The organism is Bradyrhizobium sp. 31Argb (assembly GCF_043638955.1).
Lineage (GTDB): Bacteria > Pseudomonadota > Alphaproteobacteria > Rhizobiales > Xanthobacteraceae > Bradyrhizobium.
Map to the genome: position 1 here is coordinate 1 of NZ_JBEGDB010000068.1, position 18,524 is coordinate 18,524.

An 18,524-nucleotide genomic window follows, 5' to 3' on the forward strand; every position below is an offset into this window, starting at 1 on the left:
TGACGCAACCTCGGACCGGCCGACAGTCGGAGCTACATCCGTCAAGCGAAAGTAACATCCTCAGGTGAGGCAATACGCGCGGCAATCTTCGGCGCACAGGCGCTGGTGATCCTGCTGTCGCCCGCGGTCTCGCTCGTCAGGCAACCCGACATAGTCAGCGAACCGGCGGCGTGTTGATGAGAGAAGGACTCAACTGACCTCATCCACGATTGGAGAATGTTCTACGTCATGACCGGATGTCCGGCCATGACGGCAAAATTAGTGGCTGGTCTTTCCCGCTTTGTATGATACATGTCATTCAATATCCGAGCGGGAACACCATGACTGACCAGACCGCAACCCTTGATGCTGCCGCCGCATCTCGCCCCCAATCCTCCTCCGGCGTCCTGCAGATCGCGATTCTGGCCGCGCTTGCGGCGACCGGCACGCTGGCCACCAACATCCTGCTGCCGTCGCTGCCGCAGATGGCGGCCTCGCTGAATGTGACGACCGCGGCGGTCACGTCGGCCATCACCATCTTTCTCGCCGTGTTCGCGCTCGGCCAGCTCGTCGTCGGTCCGATCTCGGATCGCTTCGGCCGTCGCTGGCCGGTTCTGATCGGTTTCGCGGTGTTCTTCGCCGGCAGCGTCTGGTGCAGCCTTGCGGAAGACCTCCCGAACCTCTTGATCGGGCGCGTCGTCCAGGCCACAGGCGCCTGCGCAACATCGGTGCTGTCGCGTGCCATTGCCCGCGACCTGTTTACGGGCGCGGCATTGGCACGCGCGATGGCGCTGATCATGATCGCGATGGCGGCGGCGCCGGGTTTCTCGCCGCTGCTCGGCGGCGCGCTCGATCACTATTTCGGCTGGCGCTCGGAATTCGTGCTCGTCGCGGCGTTTGCGGCGCTTGGCGCGCTCGCTTATGGCGCCACACTCGGAGAGACCCACCACTCGACGCGGATTGCGCTCAACCCCTTCGCCATCACGCGCACCTATCTCGGTCTGATCGCAGATCGCCGCTTCGTTGTGCCAACGGCAACCGTCAGCCTGATTATGGGAGGTCTGTTTGCGATGTTCTCGGCCGCGCCCCGGATCTTGATCGAGGCGCTGCATTTCTCACCGATCGAGCTCGGTCTGTTCTTCGCCGGCACCGTGCTGATTGTATTCGCCTCCGGCTGGCTCGCGACAAGGCTTGCGCCGCGCTTTGGCCTCGACCGCTCGATCAAGGGCGCACTGTTGGTGGCAGCCATCGGCGGCGGTGCCATGTTGTTGGTCTCGCTCTTCACCCCGAGCTTCCTGCCGTTCCTGACTGCGATGAGCGTGTTCCTGCTCGGCATGGGCATCGTCAACCCACTCGGCGTCGCGCAGGCGCTATCACCCTTCGGCGAAAAGGCCGGTGCGGCTTCCGCGCTACTCGGCTTCTGGCAGATGATGAGCGCGGCGATCGGGGTATGGCTCGCTGCGACCGTGTCGCACCAGGCGATGTTCGGGCTCGGCGTGGTGTTGACCGCGTTCTCACTGATAGCGGTCGCCCTGTACGCGCTGCGGGCCAAGCAAGGCCAATAGCGCGTAGCCCGGGTGGAGCGGAGCCCAACCCTGGACATCTGCGTCCGCGTTTGCGGCGTCCCCGGATTGCGCTCCGCTTCACCCGGGCTACAGGCAAAGCGGAGCTAGCTCGCGAGATAGCGCTCGTACTTTCCGGCCACCACCTCGTCCGTCGCCACGTCCGGATCGAGCGTATAGAGATCCTGCGCCCGGCTGATGCCGCGCAGCGCAAAGCGGCCGGTCGAAACCAGATAGTTCCGCCCCGCCCCATCCAGGCCGTCGCGGAAGGCCTGCGAAGTCAGCAGCTCCCGGTCGACCGAGCTGCACATCGAAGCGATCCGGCTGACCTCGTTGACCGCGGGCCCTACCACGGTGAAATCGAGCCGGTCCTCGCTGCCGATATTGCCATAGAACACCTCGCCCACATGCAAGCCGACATAGGCTGAGGTGGTCGGTCGTCCCTCGCCGGCGCGGCGGGCGTTGAGCGCATTCAAATTGCGGCGCAAGCGGTGCTCGGCGCGGAGCGCAGCCCGTTTTGCGACTCCCATGTTCTTCTGCGTGAACATCGCCAGCACTCCGTCGCCGATCAGCTTCAGCACCTCGCCGCCGGCGTCATGGATCGCGTCGATCGAAGCCTGGGCATAATCGTTGAGGAACGGGATGATCTCGTCCGGCCCGATGCGCTCGCTGATCGCGGTCGAGCCGCGAACGTCCGAATACCACAACACTGCCTTGATGCGCTCCGTGACGCCGCGCGAGATGCGGCCGCGCATCACCTGCTCGGCCATCTCTCGCCCGAGATAGACGCGCCCTAAGGTGCGCGCGATGTCGACCTGCGCTGCTGATTTCACCGCCAACCCCAGCACCGGCACCAGGTCGCGCAATGCTGCCATGTGATGCTCGCCAAACCCCGCGGACTGGCGGGTGGTCCAGTAGGAGTAGAAGCAGTCCATCTCGCCGATCGTGCCGGCTTCGCCGAACCGGTGCACGAAGGAGATGAAATGCTTGTGGCCCTTTTCCGCGAGTTCGTTGATCATCGAGAAATCGAGCGTGGCGCAATCGGCCAGGTCGATCGCCATCTCGTCCTGCCCGCTTTCCAGCATGTGGTAGAAGGTCGAGCGCCGCCAGGTCTGGCTGGCATCGCCGCTGCTGGTCGAGCCGTATTCGAAAGCATCGCTTTCGTTGGTCTCGCTGTCGTTCCAGCGGAATCCGCGGCCTTCGAAGATCGGGTGCAGCGTGTCGATGAAGACGATGGCGCGCGACAGCGGCATTCCGGCCGCGCGGCAGCGTTCGCAGAAGCCGCGCAGCAGGTCGTTTTCGGGCAGGCCCGTCAGACCCTGTCTGACCAGCCAGTTCATCAGGCGCAGGCGGGGTGTGAGTTCCATACGCGGATTATGCCGGGCAATCATGTCGCGCGAAAGATCGGTCGGCGCTCCTCGGGCGCGACTTGACGACACTTCCGCGGCAGCGGCAAATGCGGGAACAACGAGGCAAGACAGAAACGCGACGGACCGATGAGCGCCCGGCAGCTTCCGATCATTCTGGCGCTCGGCACCACCCAGACGCTCGCCTGGGCCTCGAGCTATTACCTGCCCGCGGTGCTCGCTGATCCCATCGCCAGCGATCTCGGCATCGCGCCCAACTGGATCTTCGCCGCCTTCTCCGCCTCGCTCGTGCTCTCGGCCCTGCTCGGCCCCCGGATCGGCCGCCAGATCGACCTGGTCGGCGGCAGGTCCGTGCTGTCGATCTCCAATCTGACGCTGGCGGCAGGGCTCGTGCTGCTCGGCCTCACGCAGTCCATTCCGCTGCTGCTGCTCGCCTGGCTCTTCCTCGGGGTCGGCATGGGGTACGGCCTCTATGATGCCGCCTTCGGCGCGCTCGGGCGCATCTATGGCGAGGCGGCGCGGCGCCCGATCACGGGCATCACGCTGATGGCGGGCTTTGCCTCCACCGTCGGCTGGCCGCTGAGTGCGTGGGGGCTGGAGACGATCGGTTGGCGCGATACCTGCTTTGCCTGGGCGGCGGCACATCTTCTGATCGGCCTGCCGCTCAACTGGCTGATGTTGCCGCCAATCCCCGGCGCCAAGGCCGCGGCGGCCAATGCGGTGAAGCCGCATATCCCGATCGACCGGCCGATGATCCTGCTGGCGTTTGCGTTCGCGACCGCCTGGACCGTCACCGGCGCGATGGCGGCGCACTTCCCGCGCATCCTGGAAGCGGCCGGCGCGACCCCGGTGCAGGCAATCGCCGCCGGCGCCCTGATCGGGCCGGCCCAGGTCGGCGCGCGCACGATCGAGGCGTGGCTGCTCAGCCGCTACCACCCGCTGCTTTCGACCGAATTGGCCTGTCTCGGTCATCCGATTGGCGCCGCGATCGTGGCGATCGCCGGCGGCGGCGCGGCAAGCGTGTTCGCGCTGTGCCACGGCGCCGGCAATGGCATCCTGACCATTTCGCGCGGCACCTTGCCGCTCGCGATCTTCGGCGCGCAGAATTACGCCTACCGCCTCGGCATCATCGGCGCGCCGGCCCGGATGGCGCAGGCGGCGGCCCCGTTGCTGTTCGGGCTGTTGCTCGAGCGCATGGGCAATGGCATCCTGATCGTCTCCTCCGGGCTCAGTCTCGCGGCGCTCGGCGCACTGCTCCTGCTGCGCGACACCAAGCCGACACCACAATAGGCAGCCACTCCATCTGCTCCATCACTCATAAAACGCCGGTGCCATCTTCAGGCTATCGCGCTGGGCCTTGTCGTGATTGATCCAGAGTTGCGCCTTCTCTTTCGTGAGCGTCTCCGCGATCTTCTGCATCGAGGCCGTCGTCTGCTCCTTGCTGGCATTCATCGACGGCACCCGGCGGTTATCCCAGTTGTCCCTGAAGTGAACGGCGTCGCCCGAAAGTACGACCGCCCCGGTCTTCGGCAGTTTCACCAACAGCGACTGGTGGCCCGGCGTGTGCCCGGGCGTCGACAGGATCACCACATTGCCGTCACCAAACACATCGCGGTCGCCGTCCAGCTTGGTCACCGGATGCTCCGCCTTGAAGCGCGGCTGGTTGTCGGCACCGGGCCAATCATATTCGGCTTTCTGCACATAGAGCATCGCGGTCGGGAACATCTCCACATTGCCGATGTGGTCGGGATGGGTATGCGAGACCGCCATCGCCTTGATGTCGGACGGCTTCACGCCGATCTGGTCGAGCTGCGCGGCCAGCGTCTTGGGACGCCGCCAGGTCACCGCTTTCGGATCCGGCGGCACGAGCCCGTCGGGCATGCCCGCCACCGCGTCGGGAATACCGGTATCCCACAGGAACCACCCTTGCGCGTGCTTGATCAGATAGCAGTTGTCGACGAAATCCATCGACTTGCCTTCGTTGACACCGGGCGACCAGCGCGAGATGTCGCCCGCAACACCCTCTCCGCAATTGAGGATGTAAAGCTTCTCGACGCCGGGCTTTTCCGATTGCGCCCGCGCAGGACCCGCAGCCGCCGCAACCGACAGCAACACCACCGCAACACCGATTGTTGTCTTCACGTTCTGCTCCCTCGACCAATCGACCCCAGCGTTCGAGGAAGGAATATTACGTCATCGCCAGCGGCAATCGTCGCCATTGACGGTCTTTTGATCTCTCAAGCGGCGTGCGCCGGCTCGTGATGCGGACACGTCTCGACCTCGATCGTGACATGGCTGAGACCGTGCAGGCCGCCGAGGCGGCGCTTGTAGGTCGCGGGCGGCAGCGGATGGTCGGAGACAACCGAGATCACCGCCGCGCGATGACCGGGGCCAACCTGCCACAGATGCAGATCGGTGACGCGGTCGCCCTTGGTCTCGAGCCGGTCGCGAATGACCGCCTCGAGCTTCTTGTCGGCGCTGACGTCGAGCAGGATCGCGCCTGACGCCTTGATCAGGCCATAGGCCCAGCTCGCGATCACGGCGCTGCCGATGATCCCGACTGCCGGATCGGCCCACACCCACCCCGCGGACATCGCAACCAGCAGCGCCGCGATGGCGAGGATGGAGGTTGCGGCATCCGCCATCACGTGGACATAGGCCGCTCGAAGATTGTTGTCGTGATGGTGATGATGGTGGTCGTCATGGTCATGAGAATGGCCATGACCGTGATGATGGTCGTGGTCGTCTCGCAGCAGCCAGGCGCTGGTGAGGTTGACGGCAAGTCCGAGCACCGCAACCGAGATCGCCTCGCCATAGGCAATGGACACCGGATGGAACAGCCGGTCCACGCTTTCCCAGGCGACCTGCACGGCGATCATCGCCAGGATGATCGCGCTGGCAAAGGCGGCGAGATCGCCGAACTTGCCGGTGCCGAAACTGAAGTGCTCGTTGCCCAACTGGCGCCGTGCGAACAGATAGGCCAGCCCGGCAATGCCCAGCGCCGCCGCATGCGTTCCCATGTGCCAGCCGTCGGCGAGCAGCGCCATCGAGCCGGACCACCACCCCGCCGTGATCTCCCCGATCATCATGACCGTGGTGAGCGCCACCACCAGCCAGGTGCGCCGTTCGTTATGGGCGTGCGTCGCTCCCAGGAACGCGTGATCGTGGGTCCACTGTTCGATCGAATGCGAATGCATGGTTCATCTCCGGATAGTCCGCCCGTCGAATATAGCGATTGCGACGGACGGCCGTTAGACTAGTTCCTCGGGCGCGAGTTTACAGGCGGCGCCGTCGGCCTCGACCTGCAGCGTCGCATGATGGATCTTGAAGCGGTGCGAGAGCTCCGTGCAGACGCGGTGCAGGAACGCATCGTCATGTCCGCCCGGCCGCACCAGATGGGCGGTCAGCGCCGTCTCGTTGGTGCTCATGGCCCAGATGTGCAGATCGTGCACCTCCGAGACGCCATCGAGCGTGCGCAGAAAATCCCTCACCTCGACCAGTTCGATGCCCCTCGGCACCGCATCGAGCGCGAGGTTGACGCTATCGCGCATCAGACCCCAGCCGCTGACCAGCACGACGATCGCGATGACGAGGCTGATTGCCGGGTCGATCCACAACCATCCCGTCGACATGATCAGCAGGGCGGCGATGACGACGCCCAGCGAGACGCTGGCATCGGCGGCCATATGGAGATAGGCGCCGCGGATGTTGAGGTCGCCGTGCCGGCCGCGCATGAACAGCAGCGCCGTGCCGCCATTGACGAGGATGCCGAGCGCCGCGACCCAGACCACCGTCCAGCCCGCCACCTCGGCCGGCTCGCGCAGCCGGTTGACCGCCTCCACCGCGATGCCGCCGACCGCGACCAGCAGGAGCCCGGCATTGAACAGCGCGGCGAGGATCGAGGCGCGGCGATAGCCGTAAGTATGCGTCTCCGTCGGCCGCCTTCCCGCAAGCCACGCCGCGCCCCATGCCAGCAGCAGCGAGAACACGTCGGAAAGATTGTGGACGGCATCGGAGATCAGCGCCAGCGAATTGGCGGCATAGCCGAACACCAGCTCGGCGATCACGAAGGCGGTGTTGAGCGATGCGCCAATGGCAAACGCCCGGCCAAAATCATCCGGGGCATGGCTGTGCCCGGCATGATCATGCGCATGGGAGTGATCGTGATGTTGATGCGCCATGGGAAGAATTTATAGCGCGCCGATTTACGAATACTATTACAGCAATTTCGCTGTCGTTCCGGCCTTGAGCCGGGACCATAACCACCGCTGGCGATTGTTGAAGCGAGAAAACGTAGCCCGGATGGAGCGAAGCGTAATCCGGGACTATCTCGACGCGGATGGGCCGGCCCCGGATTGCGCTTCGCTCCATCCGGGCTACAACAGCCAGCCACTACTCGATCCCGCGGTTGAACTTGTTCGACTTCGGCAGACCGTGCGCGAGGCGGCCGGCGTCGGCGCGGTTGCCGCGCCAGTCGGCGAGCTCCTTCATGCTCATGCCATGCTCGCGGCCTGCGGAGTCCTTCCAGGTCAGGCCCGCCTTGGAATCGAACACCGCGACGTCGGACAGCGAGGCGCTGGTGTATTTCTGCAACCGCACGCCGCGGCCGCGGGCCATTTCCGGCACCTGGTCAAGCGGGAACAGCACCATCTTGTGGTTGGTGCCGATCACCGCCACGGTGTCGCCTGCGACGGTTGCGAGCGTGCGCGCCTCGTTCGGCATATCGACATTCAGCACCTGCTTGCCCTTGCGGGTGGTGCCGACGCAATCGTCCTCATTGACGACGAAGCCCTGCCCTTCGCTGCTCGCGACCAGGAATTTGCGGCCGCCCTTGTTGACGAACAGCGACACGATCGCGGCATCTTGCTCCATGTCGATGAACATGCGGATCGGCTCGCCATGGCCGCGGCCGCCCGGCAGCTTTGCCACATCGAGCGAGTAGAATTTCCCGTTTGTGGCGAACAGCAGGAGCTTCGACGTGGTCTCGGCAAAGAAGGCATGATCGAGCTTGTCGTCGGTCTTGAAGGCAAGGCCCGAGAGATCGGCAACATGCCCCTTGAGCGTACGCACCCAGCCCTTCTCGGAGATCACGACGGTGACCGGCTCGCGCTCGACGAAGGCTTCTTCGATCGCGGCGAGATCATGCTCGGGCGCATCCGCAAAGGTGGTACGGCGCTTGCCGAGCGGCGTCTTCGGCCCGAACATATCGCGGACCTTCCGCACCTGCTCGCCGACCTTGGCCCATTGCTCGGTCTCGGAGCGGAGCAGCGACTCGATGCCCTTCAGCTCCTTGCGGAGGTCCTTCTCCTCGGTCCGGATCTCGATCTCCTCCAGCTTGCGCAGAGAGCGCAGGCGCATGTTGAGGATGGCTTCGGCCTGGATCTCGGTGAGCTTGAAGGTCTTCATCAGCACCGGCTTCGGCTCGTCCTCCGTGCGGATGATCTTGATCACCTTGTCGATGTTCAGATAGGCGATCAGGTAGCCGCCGAGGATTTCCAACCGGTTCTCGATCTGGCCCTTGCGGTAGTTGGAGCGGCGCACCAGCACATCGCGCAGATGGTCGAGCCACTCGCGAAGGCACTCGGCGAGGCCCACCACCTTGGGGATGCGGCCCTTGACCAGCACGTTGAGGTTCAGCGAAATCTTGCTTTCCAGCTCGGTCAGCCGGAACAGCGATTCCATCATCAGCTCAGGGTCGACCGTGCGTGACTTCGGCTCGATCACGAGACGGATGTCCTCGGCCGATTCGTCCCTGACGTCGCCGACCAGCGGCAGCTTCTTCTCGTTAAGCAGCTCGGCGATCTTCTCGACCAGGCGCGATTTCTGCACCAACCAAGGGATTTCGGTGATCACGATCACCCAGGTGCCGCGCGCACCCTCTTCCTGTTTCCAGCGCGCGCGGGTGCGGAACGAGCCGCGGCCGGTGGTGTAGGCCTCGGTGATCGCTTCCTTGGAATCGATGATGATGCCGCCGGTCGGGAAATCCGGTCCCTTGACCCACCGCAACAGGGCCTTCGACTTGGCGTCGGGCTTCTCGATCAGATGTAGCGCGGCGTCGCACAGCTCGGCGGCGTTGTGCGGCGGGATCGAGGTCGCCATGCCCACCGCGATGCCTTGCGAACCGTTGGCGAGTAGGTTCGGGAAGCCGCCCGGCAGAACCACCGGCTCCTTCGACTGGCCGTCGTAGTTGGCGCGGAACTCGACGCCGTCCTCGTCGATGCCCTCGAGCAGCAGCCGCGCGACATCGGTCATGCGCGCTTCGGTGTAGCGGTAGGCAGCCGGGTTATCGCCGTCGATATTGCCGAAATTGCCCTGGCCGTCGACCAGCGGATAGCGCGAGGAGAAATCCTGCGCGAGGCGCACCATGGCGTCGTAGATCGCCTGGTCGCCATGCGGATGGAACGAGCCCATCACGTCGCCGACGATCTTCGCCGATTTCTTGAACGGCGAGCCCGGATCGAGGCGCAGCAGCCGCATCCCGTAAAGGATGCGCCGGTGCACCGGCTTCAGCCCGTCACGGGCGTCCGGCAGCGCGCGATGCATGATGGTCGAGAGCGCGTAAGCGAGATAGCGCTCTTCCAGCGCATCGCGCAGCGGTACCTCGTGAACCTCTGGCGGTTCCGGCGGAATCAGTGCTTTTCCCATGCCGACGGGTTAACCGCTTCGGGCGAATCGGGCAAGAATCGATTCGGCACCATACCCCGCAGAAAAAGCCCGATTTTTCAGCCCGCGCCCGCTAGGGTCGCGGGATCCGGCGTGGCATGGCCATCGGCGATGTTGAATTGCGGGATATGGCCGAGCCCGGTCACGAGACTGGCATCGGCGCCCAGCACCTTCTTCCACTCGTGCCCCTCGGTCAGGATCACGCCGACGCCGACGACCTCGGCGCCGGCCTGCCGCACCAGCTTCAAGGTCGCAGCTAGGCTCGAGCCGGTCGCCACCACGTCATCGACCACGACGACCCGCCTGCCCCTCAGGAGCGGGATCGCCCGGCGGTCGAGCAGGAGTCGCTGCGAGCCGGATGAGGTCACCGATTGCACATATTCGACCAGCGCGTCGCCCAAATGAATCTTCGGTGACTTCTGCACGATGACATATTGGTCGAGCCCGAGATGACGCGAGACTTCGATCGCAACGGGAATGCCGAGCGTCGCCGCGCCGACCACGATGTCCGGCTTCTTCTCCTTCAGCCGCACGGCCAGCACCTTTCCGATCCGCTCGCCGAAGCCGACGCCCATGTCGATCACCATCAGCAGCGAAATCGCCAGCCGCTCGTTGATTGCGACGAGCGGCAGCTCCGTCGGCTCGCCGCCAACGTCGACGGTATAGGTGGCGGGTGTGAGTGCGCTCATGTGGTCCTGCCCCGGTTTGTCAGAGGAAAGTCGGTCTGGATGGTGAGCCAGCCGATGTCGCGCCAGCTTGTGCGCGCCATCTTCGGGTCGAAGCCGTAGATCGACAGCGCCGGCGCGATCGTCTCAGCCATGCGAAACGTCTGCACCATCAGAGGCACGCCGCGCGCCAGCGCGTAGAGAATGCGTCGCGGCAGCGGCCCGCGGTCGAGTTCGAGGCCCCGCGCCCGCTGGGTCTCGCCGATGCTGTAAAACTCCTCGCGCATCAGCGGGATCATGCCGATCACGAGCACCAGCACGAGCGTCAGCGAACCCGGCAACCGCAGCCGGCTGCAGGCCGCGAGCAGCGTGCCGGCCGAAGTGGTCTCGATCGCGACGAAGAAACTGCCGGTGGTCGCGATCAGGCGGAATGCCATGCGCAGCGCATCATCCATCGCAGCGGCGAGCGGCGTCCCGTTCCAGACGAAGCTCAAGGTCCAGCTCAGCGTCACCAGGCCGCCGACCAGCGCCATCAGTTTCAGATAGCCTTTGGTCTGCGGCAGCCGGCAGGCAATCACGACCGCCAGCACGATCGCGGCGAGCAAGCCGGCAACGAACGCGCTGCCGGCGACCCAGCCGAGCGATGACAGCACCAGCGCCGCCAGCAATTTGACGAACGGATTGATGCGATCAAGCCGATGCACGGTGGCCTCCTCCGATCGACGCCGCATTGCGATCCGGGCGCGGCCAGCCGCGGCGCGCGAATACGTCCGAAGACCAGGCCGCCTCGGTCGTCCCGTCGAACGCCAGCCGGCCATCCTCCAGGATCAGCACGCGGTCGGCGGCGCGGTCGACAAGCTGCAGGTCGTGCGAGACCAGGAGCGCCGCACAGCCCCGCGTGCGGCAGCGGTCGAGGAAGGCCAGCACGCCGGCACGCGAGACGCTATCGCAGGCGATCAGCGGCTCATCCAGGATCACGACCGACGGTGCGGTCGCCTCGATGCAGACCAGCGCCAGCATCAATTGCTCGCGCGCCGACAGCGCGAATGGCGAAAGCTCCGCGCGATCGCCGAGGCCGACGCCCTTCAGAAGCTCGATCGCCCGCTCGCGATGCGCAGCCACGGCCTTGGCGCCGGCATCGCCGCCGGACAGCGAGAACACGACCTCCTCCACGACCGAGAGCAGGAAGAACATCCGCCGCAAGTTCTGCGCGACATAGCCGATCTCGCGCGCCCGCTGCGCGATGGTCCAGCCGGCGCTATCGCGGCCGCCGATCTCGATCGCTCCGCCGGCCGCCTTCTGCAGGCCGAGCAGCGTGCGCATCAGCGTCGTCTTGCCGGCGCCGTTGCTGCCAATCAGCCCCGCCACCTCGCCTTTTCCAAGCGAAAGCTCGATCGACCGCAGCACCGGCTCGCCGTTCGGACGGCGGAGCGTACTCGAAAGCTGCTTGACCGAGAGCGCCGCGTCCGACTGTGCCGGCTGCACCACAGCCCGAGGCACCGGCGGCGCAAAGGGCGGCTCGATACCGGCGACCGCATACGGCGTGGTAGCGCGCACGGCCGCCTGCCAGGGCAGATCGTCGACGATGCCGCCCTCCTTCAGGAACACCACGCGATCGGCCACATCATCGAACCGGGCGAGATCCTGCTCGGCGATCAACAGCGTCAGCTTCGTTCTCTTAAGCTCGCGCAGGATTCCGATCATGCGCAGCCGCGCGTCAGGATCGAGCCCGCTGGTCGGCTCGTCCAGGATCAGTACATCCGGCTGCCAGACCAGCGCCGAGGCGAGCGCCGCAATCCGTCGTTCGCCGCCCGAGAGCGTGCGCACCGTGCGCCCGATCAGCCGGCCGATATTCATCTGCTCGATCACGCTGCCGACGCGCGTGCGGATCTCCGCCTGCGCCACGCCGCGGTTCTCCAGCGGAAAGGCGATCAGATCCTCGACGGAAAGGTCCCAGACCTGGTCCTCGACCGATTGCAGCACGAGGCCGACGCGGCGAAACAAGTCGCTGCCGCCGATTGCCCCGAGATCGGTGCCGTCAAGCGATACCGCGCCCTGCATGTGGTGAGGCCGGATCAGCTTCGGAATGAGACCGGCCGCGACCGCAAGCAGCGTCGATTTTCCCGAACCGCCCGCCCCCGTCACAATCGTGGTGCTGCCGGCTTCGAGACAGAGGTTGATATCGGACAGCACGTGAGCGTCGGCCCGAAAGCCGACGCTCACCCCACGCAGATCAAGCATCAAGTAGCGCTCCCGAAGGGCGGTCAAAACCGGTGCAGCGTGCCCCGACTGATGCCGGCAAGCAGCCTTGCGCCCGGACGTACCAGCAGCGGCGTTCCGATCACCATCGGCACGATGTCGGACAGGCCGATATAGAGCATCGCATACCAGAACGGGAAAATGCCGAGCACCGCCAGACTCGCCGACACCGCCGCCACCATGATTATGCCGACCACCGCGCAGATCACCGCTATCTTGAGCAGCACCGGCATCGACAGATCGAAATTGGTCTTGCGCAGATTGACCAGCATCGGCGGCACGGCGCCCGTGAGTCCGACCATGATGCCGTCGACAACAAGCGAATGCGCGGGAATGAAGGTGCCGGCGAGCAGCGACCAGACGATGGTGCCGATATAGCCGCAGATGAACCCGCTCTTCGGCCCGAGCAGAAGCCCGATCAAGGGCGGCAGGAACGCGAAGATGCGCCACTGGATCACGCCCGGCACGAGCTGGATCGGATTGGCGTAGGCCCACAACACGCCCGTCGCCACGCCGCAGACGACCGCAAGGACGATGGGAAAGAAACCGACCGAGTCGGATTCGCTGTAGGTGATTTGCGTACTCATTGCATGCTCCCCGTTATGAGTTTGCCCTGAGATTTTTCAGGCAAGTTTCGGGCCATGCGGCATGGAACGGGCCGAGGGTTGCACGCAATAGAACCACCATGTGTAGGTTGGCAATTTCGGCGCGCATTGCCGTCAGGACGGGGTGACCGCGATCCGGGCCCGACGGCGCACCACCGCGTTGATGAAGCCGTCCCTGGCGTCGGAATGCCCCTGCCCGCGCGGCTCGAGCACGTTGCGCAGGAGGAAGCGGCCGGTGAGCGCAAAGCCGTCGAGCAGGTCCTGGTCCGAGCAGGCGCCCGCGCCGTCATCGTCATCGCGCAGGAAGGGCGGCAGCCGCATCAGGCGGTCGCGCCAGGGTTCGCCGGCGGCGCGCGATACCGCCCCGCCCGATTTCGGCGAGACGTAGACCAGTTCGGAGGTCGCGCCGGTCGCCGCGCAGTTCGAGAGGTCGAGCCCGAAGCCGAGTTCGGCCAGCATCGCCAGCTCGAAACGAATGAGATGGATAGCGGCACCGCCGGCATCCTCGAAATCATCCAGCGTCCGCTCCAGCATCTCGTAGATGTCCTGGTGCGGATCGCGTTCCGGCAACAGCCGCGCCAGTGAAGCCAGATGGGTGACGCCATAAACGGCATGCGACGACGCCAGCAGGTTCGCCGCGCGCAACTGCGTACCGTCGAGCTGGTAATAGCCGAGATGTTCGTCGAGCCGCGCCCGCCAGATCGCGGTGACGCTGTTGCCGGGCTGCAGCAGCGGCCGCATCCGCGCGCTGGCTCCGCCGCGCACCAGGCCGAGATGGCGGCCGTGCTCGCGCGTCAGGAGCTCGACAATGGCGGAAGATTCGCCATGCCGCCGCACCCCGAGCACGATGCCCTCGTCGGTCCATTCCATGGGGTGGAGAGTAGCATGTAGGGTGGGCAAAGCGTAGCGTGCCCACCTCTCTTGCACCGATCGTGAATGGTGGGCACGCTTCGCTTTGCCCACCCTACGGCTAATCCGCCCTACGCATCCTCACGCGTTGAACCAGCCGTGGGCGTCGCCGGTGAAGGAGAAATAGAGCCCCGCCGCCGTCAGCGCGCAGGAGATCACCTCGACGCCGCTGTCGAGCTGGATGCCGGTGCTGCCGATCACCTGCAACAGCGAGATCACCGACAGCAATAGCACCGCCGCCAGCACCCAGCGCGGCCAGTTCTTGCGGTGCTGCGCCGCCAGGTAGACGAAGTAGACCAGCAGCAGGATCAGGCCGGCCTGCATCCAGGTGACGACCGTGATCATCTGCTCGGTCATCTCGCCACCCGGGGTGCGGTCCTGGAACGCCACCGACAGCGCGTCCAGCGTCAGCGACAGATACAGCAGCACCTCGAACAGAAGCACGTTTCTGGGTACTTTCATCGGAAGAGCCCGATCATTCCTTGGGAAACTCCAGTCCCATTTCCCGGTAGCGGTCGGGATCGTCGCCCCAATTTTCGCGCACCTTGACGAACAGGAACAGATGCACGGGAACGCCCGTGATCTCGGCGATCTCCTTCCGCGCCTCCGCGCCGATCGACTTGATCGTGGCGCCGCCCTTGCCGAGCACGATCTTGCGCTGGCTCTCGCGCTCGACAAAGATCGTCTGCTCGATGCGGATCGACTTGTCGTTGCGCTCGGTCCAGCTATCGGTCTCCACCGTCGATTGGTACGGCAGCTCCTGGTGGAGCTTTTGGTAGATCTTCTCCCGCGTGATCTCGGCCGCCAGGTGCCGCATCGGCGCGTCCGACATCTGGTCCTCGGGATAGAGGAACGGCCCGGCGGCCACCATGCTTGCCAGCGCCCTGCGCAGATCGTCCACACCATCGCCTGACAACGCCGAGATCATGAAAGTGTTCTCGAACCGCAGGCGGTCATTGGCGGTCTTCGCCAGCGCCAGCAGTTTTTCGCGCGGCACCAGGTCGATCTTGTTCAGCACCAGGATCTTCGGATGGGCGACGCTATCGAGCTTGGCGAAGATCGCCTCGGCTTCCGCATCGATGCCGGACTTGGCATCGAGCAGCACGCAGACGAGGTCGGCGTCATGCGCCCCGCTCCAGGCAGTCGACACCATGGCGCGGTCCAGCCGCCGCCGCGGCGCAAAGATGCCGGGCGTGTCGACCAGGATAATCTGCGCATTGCCCTCGATCACGATGCCGCGGATCAGCGCGCGCGTCGTCTGCACCTTGCGCGAGACGATGGTGACCTTCGAGCCGACCACCGCGTTGACGAGCGTCGACTTGCCGACGTTCGGCGCCCCGATCAGGGCGACGAAGCCGCAACGCGTCCCGGCCGGATCGGCCTCCGCCCTCGACTCAGCCGTCATGACTGCCGGCGCCTTCGCGGGCGATCATTGCGGACGCCGCCGCCTTCTCCGCCGCGCGCTTGTTCGGGCCGACGCCTTCGGCCGGCGCCAAGCCCGGCAGATCGACGGCAACGCGGAATTGCGGATCGTGATGCGGCCCGGTGCGTTCGACCTCGCGGTAGACGGGCGTCGGCAGGCCCCTGCTCTGCGCCCATTCCTGTAGCATGGTCTTGGGATCGCGCAGCGGCCGGCGGAGCTTGCGCATCCGGTCGATCCAGTTCCGCTCGACGAATTTCGCCGCGGCCTCGTAGCCGCCGTCGAGGAAGATCGCCCCGATCACGGCCTCGCAGACGTCGCCCAGCACGGATTTGCGCAACCGTGCCCCCTCGACCGCCTTGACCATGCCGAGCTTGATGTCGTCGAGCAGGCCGAGTTGCTCTGCGACGTCGGCGCAGCTTTCCTTGCGCACGAGATCGGCGAGACGCTTCGACAATTCGCCCTCGTCCGCGCGTGGATGGGCGCGATAGAGCATGTCGGAGATGATCAATCCGAGCACATGGTCGCCGAGGAACTCAAGCCGCTGGTAGCTGTCGGCGCGGTGGCGGGTGGCCGGCTTCAGCGCGGAAACATGGGTGAACGCCGTCATCAATAGCGCCGGATCCGAGAACTTGTAGCCGATACGCGCCTCGGTTGCAGCGACCGCCTCCTTCTCGGCGACCGCCTTGCTGGCCTTGCTGCGCTTCTTCTTCGGCGCAGCGGTGCCGACCGCGTCGGGCTGCTCGCTCGGCTCGCCGGCAGTCGGAAGACTCTGGATGACAGGCGTATCGTCTTTCATCGCACGATGGTGAATAGGCGATTCCAGCGCACCGCGGTCGGCCAACGCCAGAACATCCAGGCGTGCTCGCCCTCGCCGATCGAGAAGAAGATCATCTGCGCGCGGCCGACGAGGTTCTCGAAGGGCACGTAGCCCACCGCCGACAGCACGCGGCTGTCGGTCGAATTGTCGCGATTGTCTCCCATCATGAAGAAGTGGCCGGCCGGCACGGTGTAGACATTGGTGTTGTCGTAGAAGCCATTGTCGACGCAATCCAGCGTCTCATAGCTGACGCCGTTGGGCAGCGTCTCCTTCCAGCGCTTGACGCGTGCGGTCGCCTCGGATCCGCAGGGGTCCTCGCCGATGAAGTCGCTGAGCCGCTCGCGCTTGATCGGGACGTCGTTGATGTAGAGCAGCCCTTCCTTCATCTGGATGCGGTCGCCGGGCAACCCGATCACGCGCTTGATGTAGTCGGTCGAATCATCCTTCGGCAGGCGGAAGACGACGATGTCGCCGCGGTTCGGCTCCGAGCCGAAGATGCGGCCGGAGAACAGGGGCGGCGACAGCGGGATCGAGTAGTGGCTGTAGCCGTAGGAATATTTCGACACGAACAGGTAGTCGCCGACCAGCAGCGTCGCCTTCATCGAGCCGGACGGGATGTTGAAGGGCTGGAACAGGAAGGTACGGATCACGAGCGCGATGATCAGCGCATGGATGACGACCCGGACTGTCTCGCCGAGGCCGCTTTCGGATTTCGTCCCTGTGGTCACGCTCATCGCTTTCCCAATTCCCGCAACTGCCTTAACTGCGCGGTGGCAGAACGCGCTCCTCACGCGAATCGCGCTTTCCGCGTTCGCGTCACGAAGATGTTCCTACGTCTGGTGTAGAGAGCAAGTCCCGGCGCGAACCCGAATTTGCCCTGGCTCGGTTTACCCTGCGGCGTTTTAGACGGTTGTTACGGGGCGCGCAATCAAGAGCCACGTTAAAACTTCATAATCAATTGAAAAATCAACGATTTTTTAGTTTTACCCGATTCCGGAGCGCCGCACTGTCCACCGACTCAAGGTTTGGCCGGTGCGACCGCCGAAATTATGACGAAGGCCTGCGCGAGCGGCCAGTCGTCGGTGATCGAAAGGTCGATCTGCGCCTCGAGTCCATCAGGGGTGATTTGCTTGAGCCGCTCCAGTGCCCCGCCGGTCAACCGCATGGTCGGGCGCCCCCCGGGCAGGTTCACCACCCCCATATCGCGCCACCAGACGCCGCGCATGATCCCGGTACCGAGCGCCTTGGCACAGGCCTCCTTGGCGGCGAAACGCTTGGCATAGGTCGCGACCACCATCTTCTCGCTGTTGGCGCGGCGCAGCGCCTTGGCGCGCTCGACGTCGGTGAAGATGCGATCGAGGAAACGGTCGCCGTGGCGCTCGATCACCTTGGCGATCCGGGTGATGTCGATCAGGTCTGAGCCGATGCCGAGGATCATGCCGCGCCCGCACCCTCGATCGCCTTGCGGCCACGGTCCATCGCCTCGCGCATGGCGCGGACGGTCTCCTTCAAGCCGACCAGGATCGCCTCGCCGATCATGAAGTAGCCGATATTGAGTTCCCTGATCTCGGGCAATGCCGAAATCGTCTCGGCTGTGTCATAGTCGAGCCCGTGGCCGGCATGGACCTCGAGCCCGGCCGCCTGCGCCATTTTGGCGCCTTCGACGATGCGCCGCCACTCGGCTTCCGCTTTTTCCCTGTCGCCGTCGACCACGGCATCACACCAGCCACCGGTGTGGATCTCGATTACCGGCGCCTTCAACTTCGCCGCCATTTCGATCTGCCGGGGGTCGGCGGCGATGAACAGCGATACCCGGATGCCGGCGTCGCTCAGCCGCGCGATGAACGGGGCCAGGGCATTATGCTGGCCGACCACGTCCAGCCCGCCCTCGGTGGTAAGCTCCTGCCGCCGTTCCGGCACCAGGCAGACCGCATGCGGCTTGGTGGCGAGCGAAATCCGGAGCATGTCGTCGGTCGCCGCCATCTCGAAATTGAGGGGCTTTGATATCTCCGCCTTCAGCCGCGCCATGTCCTCATCGCGGATGTGGCGCCGGTCCTCGCGCAGATGCGCGGTGATGCCGTCGGCACCGGCCTCGATGGCCAAGAGCGCCGCGCGCACCGGATTGGGCCGCGCCCCGCCCCGCGCATTACGCAGCGTCGCGACGTGATCGACATTGACTCCAAGGCGGAGCGGCGGAACGGGCATGATGTAACTCGCTGCCAGAAAACCTAGACTGTCATGCGCGGGCTCGACCCGCGCATCCATCTTCTTGAAA

18 protein-coding genes are annotated in these 18,524 nt (G+C 65.1%); 2 read left to right on the top strand and 16 right to left on the bottom strand.

Features of this window, described 5'->3' with window-relative positions:
• Positions 1-320: 320 nt before the first annotated feature.
• Positions 321-1,544 (top strand): multidrug effflux MFS transporter, encoded by a 1,224-nt coding sequence (locus tag AAFX91_RS15755; RefSeq protein WP_394567059.1) that lies wholly within the window; start codon positions 321-323, stop codon positions 1,542-1,544.
• Positions 1,545-1,648: 104 nt separating this feature from the next.
• Here the strand turns inward: AAFX91_RS15755 and AAFX91_RS15760 are convergent, their stop codons facing one another.
• Entirely contained in the window at positions 1,649-2,908 is a 1,260-nt protein-coding gene (locus AAFX91_RS15760; RefSeq protein ID WP_394567060.1) for an adenylate/guanylate cyclase domain-containing protein, read from the bottom strand.
• Between the two features lie 129 nt (positions 2,909-3,037).
• On the opposite strand from AAFX91_RS15760, the gene AAFX91_RS15765 reads away from it, so the two are divergent.
• The gene (locus AAFX91_RS15765; protein WP_394567061.1) at positions 3,038-4,198 is read left to right on the top strand and encodes an MFS transporter; all 1,161 of its coding nucleotides are present in this window, start codon (positions 3,038-3,040) and stop codon (positions 4,196-4,198) included.
• 21 nt (positions 4,199-4,219) lie between these two features.
• Here the strand turns inward: AAFX91_RS15765 and AAFX91_RS15770 are convergent, their stop codons facing one another.
• The 15 genes from AAFX91_RS15770 to AAFX91_RS15840 all read right to left on the bottom strand — a co-directional run bounded on the left by AAFX91_RS15770 (position 4,220) and on the right by AAFX91_RS15840 (position 18,454).
• Positions 4,220-5,050: an N-acyl homoserine lactonase family protein gene (locus tag AAFX91_RS15770; RefSeq protein ID WP_394567062.1), complete on the bottom strand. Its 831-nt coding sequence runs from the start codon at positions 5,048-5,050 to the stop codon at positions 4,220-4,222.
• 95 nt (positions 5,051-5,145) lie between these two features.
• Positions 5,146-6,105, bottom strand: a complete 960-nt coding sequence (dmeF, locus tag AAFX91_RS15775; protein ID WP_282530757.1) for a CDF family Co(II)/Ni(II) efflux transporter DmeF — start codon at positions 6,103-6,105, stop codon at positions 5,146-5,148.
• A 54-nt stretch (positions 6,106-6,159) separates the two neighbouring features.
• Positions 6,160-7,089, bottom strand: a complete 930-nt coding sequence (locus tag AAFX91_RS15780; RefSeq protein WP_282530758.1) for a cation diffusion facilitator family transporter — start codon at positions 7,087-7,089, stop codon at positions 6,160-6,162.
• A gap of 211 nt (positions 7,090-7,300) precedes the next feature.
• A complete protein-coding gene (gene parC / locus AAFX91_RS15785) occupies positions 7,301-9,553 on the bottom strand; it encodes a DNA topoisomerase IV subunit A (protein ID WP_130581855.1) in 2,253 nt (750 codons plus the stop codon).
• A gap of 77 nt (positions 9,554-9,630) precedes the next feature.
• Entirely contained in the window at positions 9,631-10,260 is a 630-nt protein-coding gene (locus AAFX91_RS15790; RefSeq protein WP_394567063.1) for a phosphoribosyltransferase family protein, read from the bottom strand.
• Positions 10,257-10,940, bottom strand: coding sequence for an energy-coupling factor transporter transmembrane component T family protein (locus AAFX91_RS15795; protein WP_394567064.1), 684 nt, complete (start codon positions 10,938-10,940; stop codon positions 10,257-10,259). Before AAFX91_RS15795 ends, AAFX91_RS15790 begins: the two co-directional genes overlap by 4 nt.
• Positions 10,927-12,477: an ABC transporter ATP-binding protein gene (locus AAFX91_RS15800; protein ID WP_282530761.1), complete on the bottom strand. Its 1,551-nt coding sequence runs from the start codon at positions 12,475-12,477 to the stop codon at positions 10,927-10,929. Before AAFX91_RS15800 ends, AAFX91_RS15795 begins: the two co-directional genes overlap by 14 nt.
• Before the next feature lie 23 nt (positions 12,478-12,500).
• Positions 12,501-13,082, bottom strand: a complete 582-nt coding sequence (locus tag AAFX91_RS15805) for an aminotriazole resistance protein (protein WP_130581851.1) — start codon at positions 13,080-13,082, stop codon at positions 12,501-12,503.
• Positions 13,083-13,214: 132 nt separating this feature from the next.
• Positions 13,215-13,970, bottom strand: coding sequence for a DNA repair protein RecO (gene recO / locus AAFX91_RS15810; protein ID WP_282530762.1), 756 nt, complete (start codon positions 13,968-13,970; stop codon positions 13,215-13,217).
• Between the two features lie 120 nt (positions 13,971-14,090).
• A complete protein-coding gene (locus AAFX91_RS15815; protein WP_130581849.1) occupies positions 14,091-14,471 on the bottom strand; it encodes a hypothetical protein in 381 nt (126 codons plus the stop codon).
• Positions 14,472-14,484: 13 nt separating this feature from the next.
• Positions 14,485-15,414, bottom strand: a complete 930-nt coding sequence (gene era / locus AAFX91_RS15820) for a GTPase Era (protein WP_130581848.1) — start codon at positions 15,412-15,414, stop codon at positions 14,485-14,487.
• Positions 15,404-16,228 carry a ribonuclease III gene (rnc, locus tag AAFX91_RS15825; protein WP_130581847.1) on the bottom strand — a complete coding sequence of 275 codons (825 nt, stop codon included), beginning with the start codon at positions 16,226-16,228 and terminating at the stop codon, positions 15,404-15,406. The genes era and rnc overlap by 11 nt, the downstream gene beginning before the upstream one ends.
• Positions 16,225-16,983, bottom strand: coding sequence for a signal peptidase I (lepB, locus tag AAFX91_RS15830; RefSeq protein WP_130581846.1), 759 nt, complete (start codon positions 16,981-16,983; stop codon positions 16,225-16,227). Before lepB ends, rnc begins: the two co-directional genes overlap by 4 nt.
• A 284-nt stretch (positions 16,984-17,267) precedes the next feature.
• A complete protein-coding gene (acpS, locus tag AAFX91_RS15835; protein WP_282530765.1) occupies positions 17,268-17,687 on the bottom strand; it encodes a holo-ACP synthase in 420 nt (139 codons plus the stop codon).
• Positions 17,684-18,454: a pyridoxine 5'-phosphate synthase gene (locus AAFX91_RS15840; RefSeq protein ID WP_394567065.1), complete on the bottom strand. Its 771-nt coding sequence runs from the start codon at positions 18,452-18,454 to the stop codon at positions 17,684-17,686. Before AAFX91_RS15840 ends, acpS begins: the two co-directional genes overlap by 4 nt.
• Between the last annotated feature and the right edge of the window lie 70 nt (positions 18,455-18,524).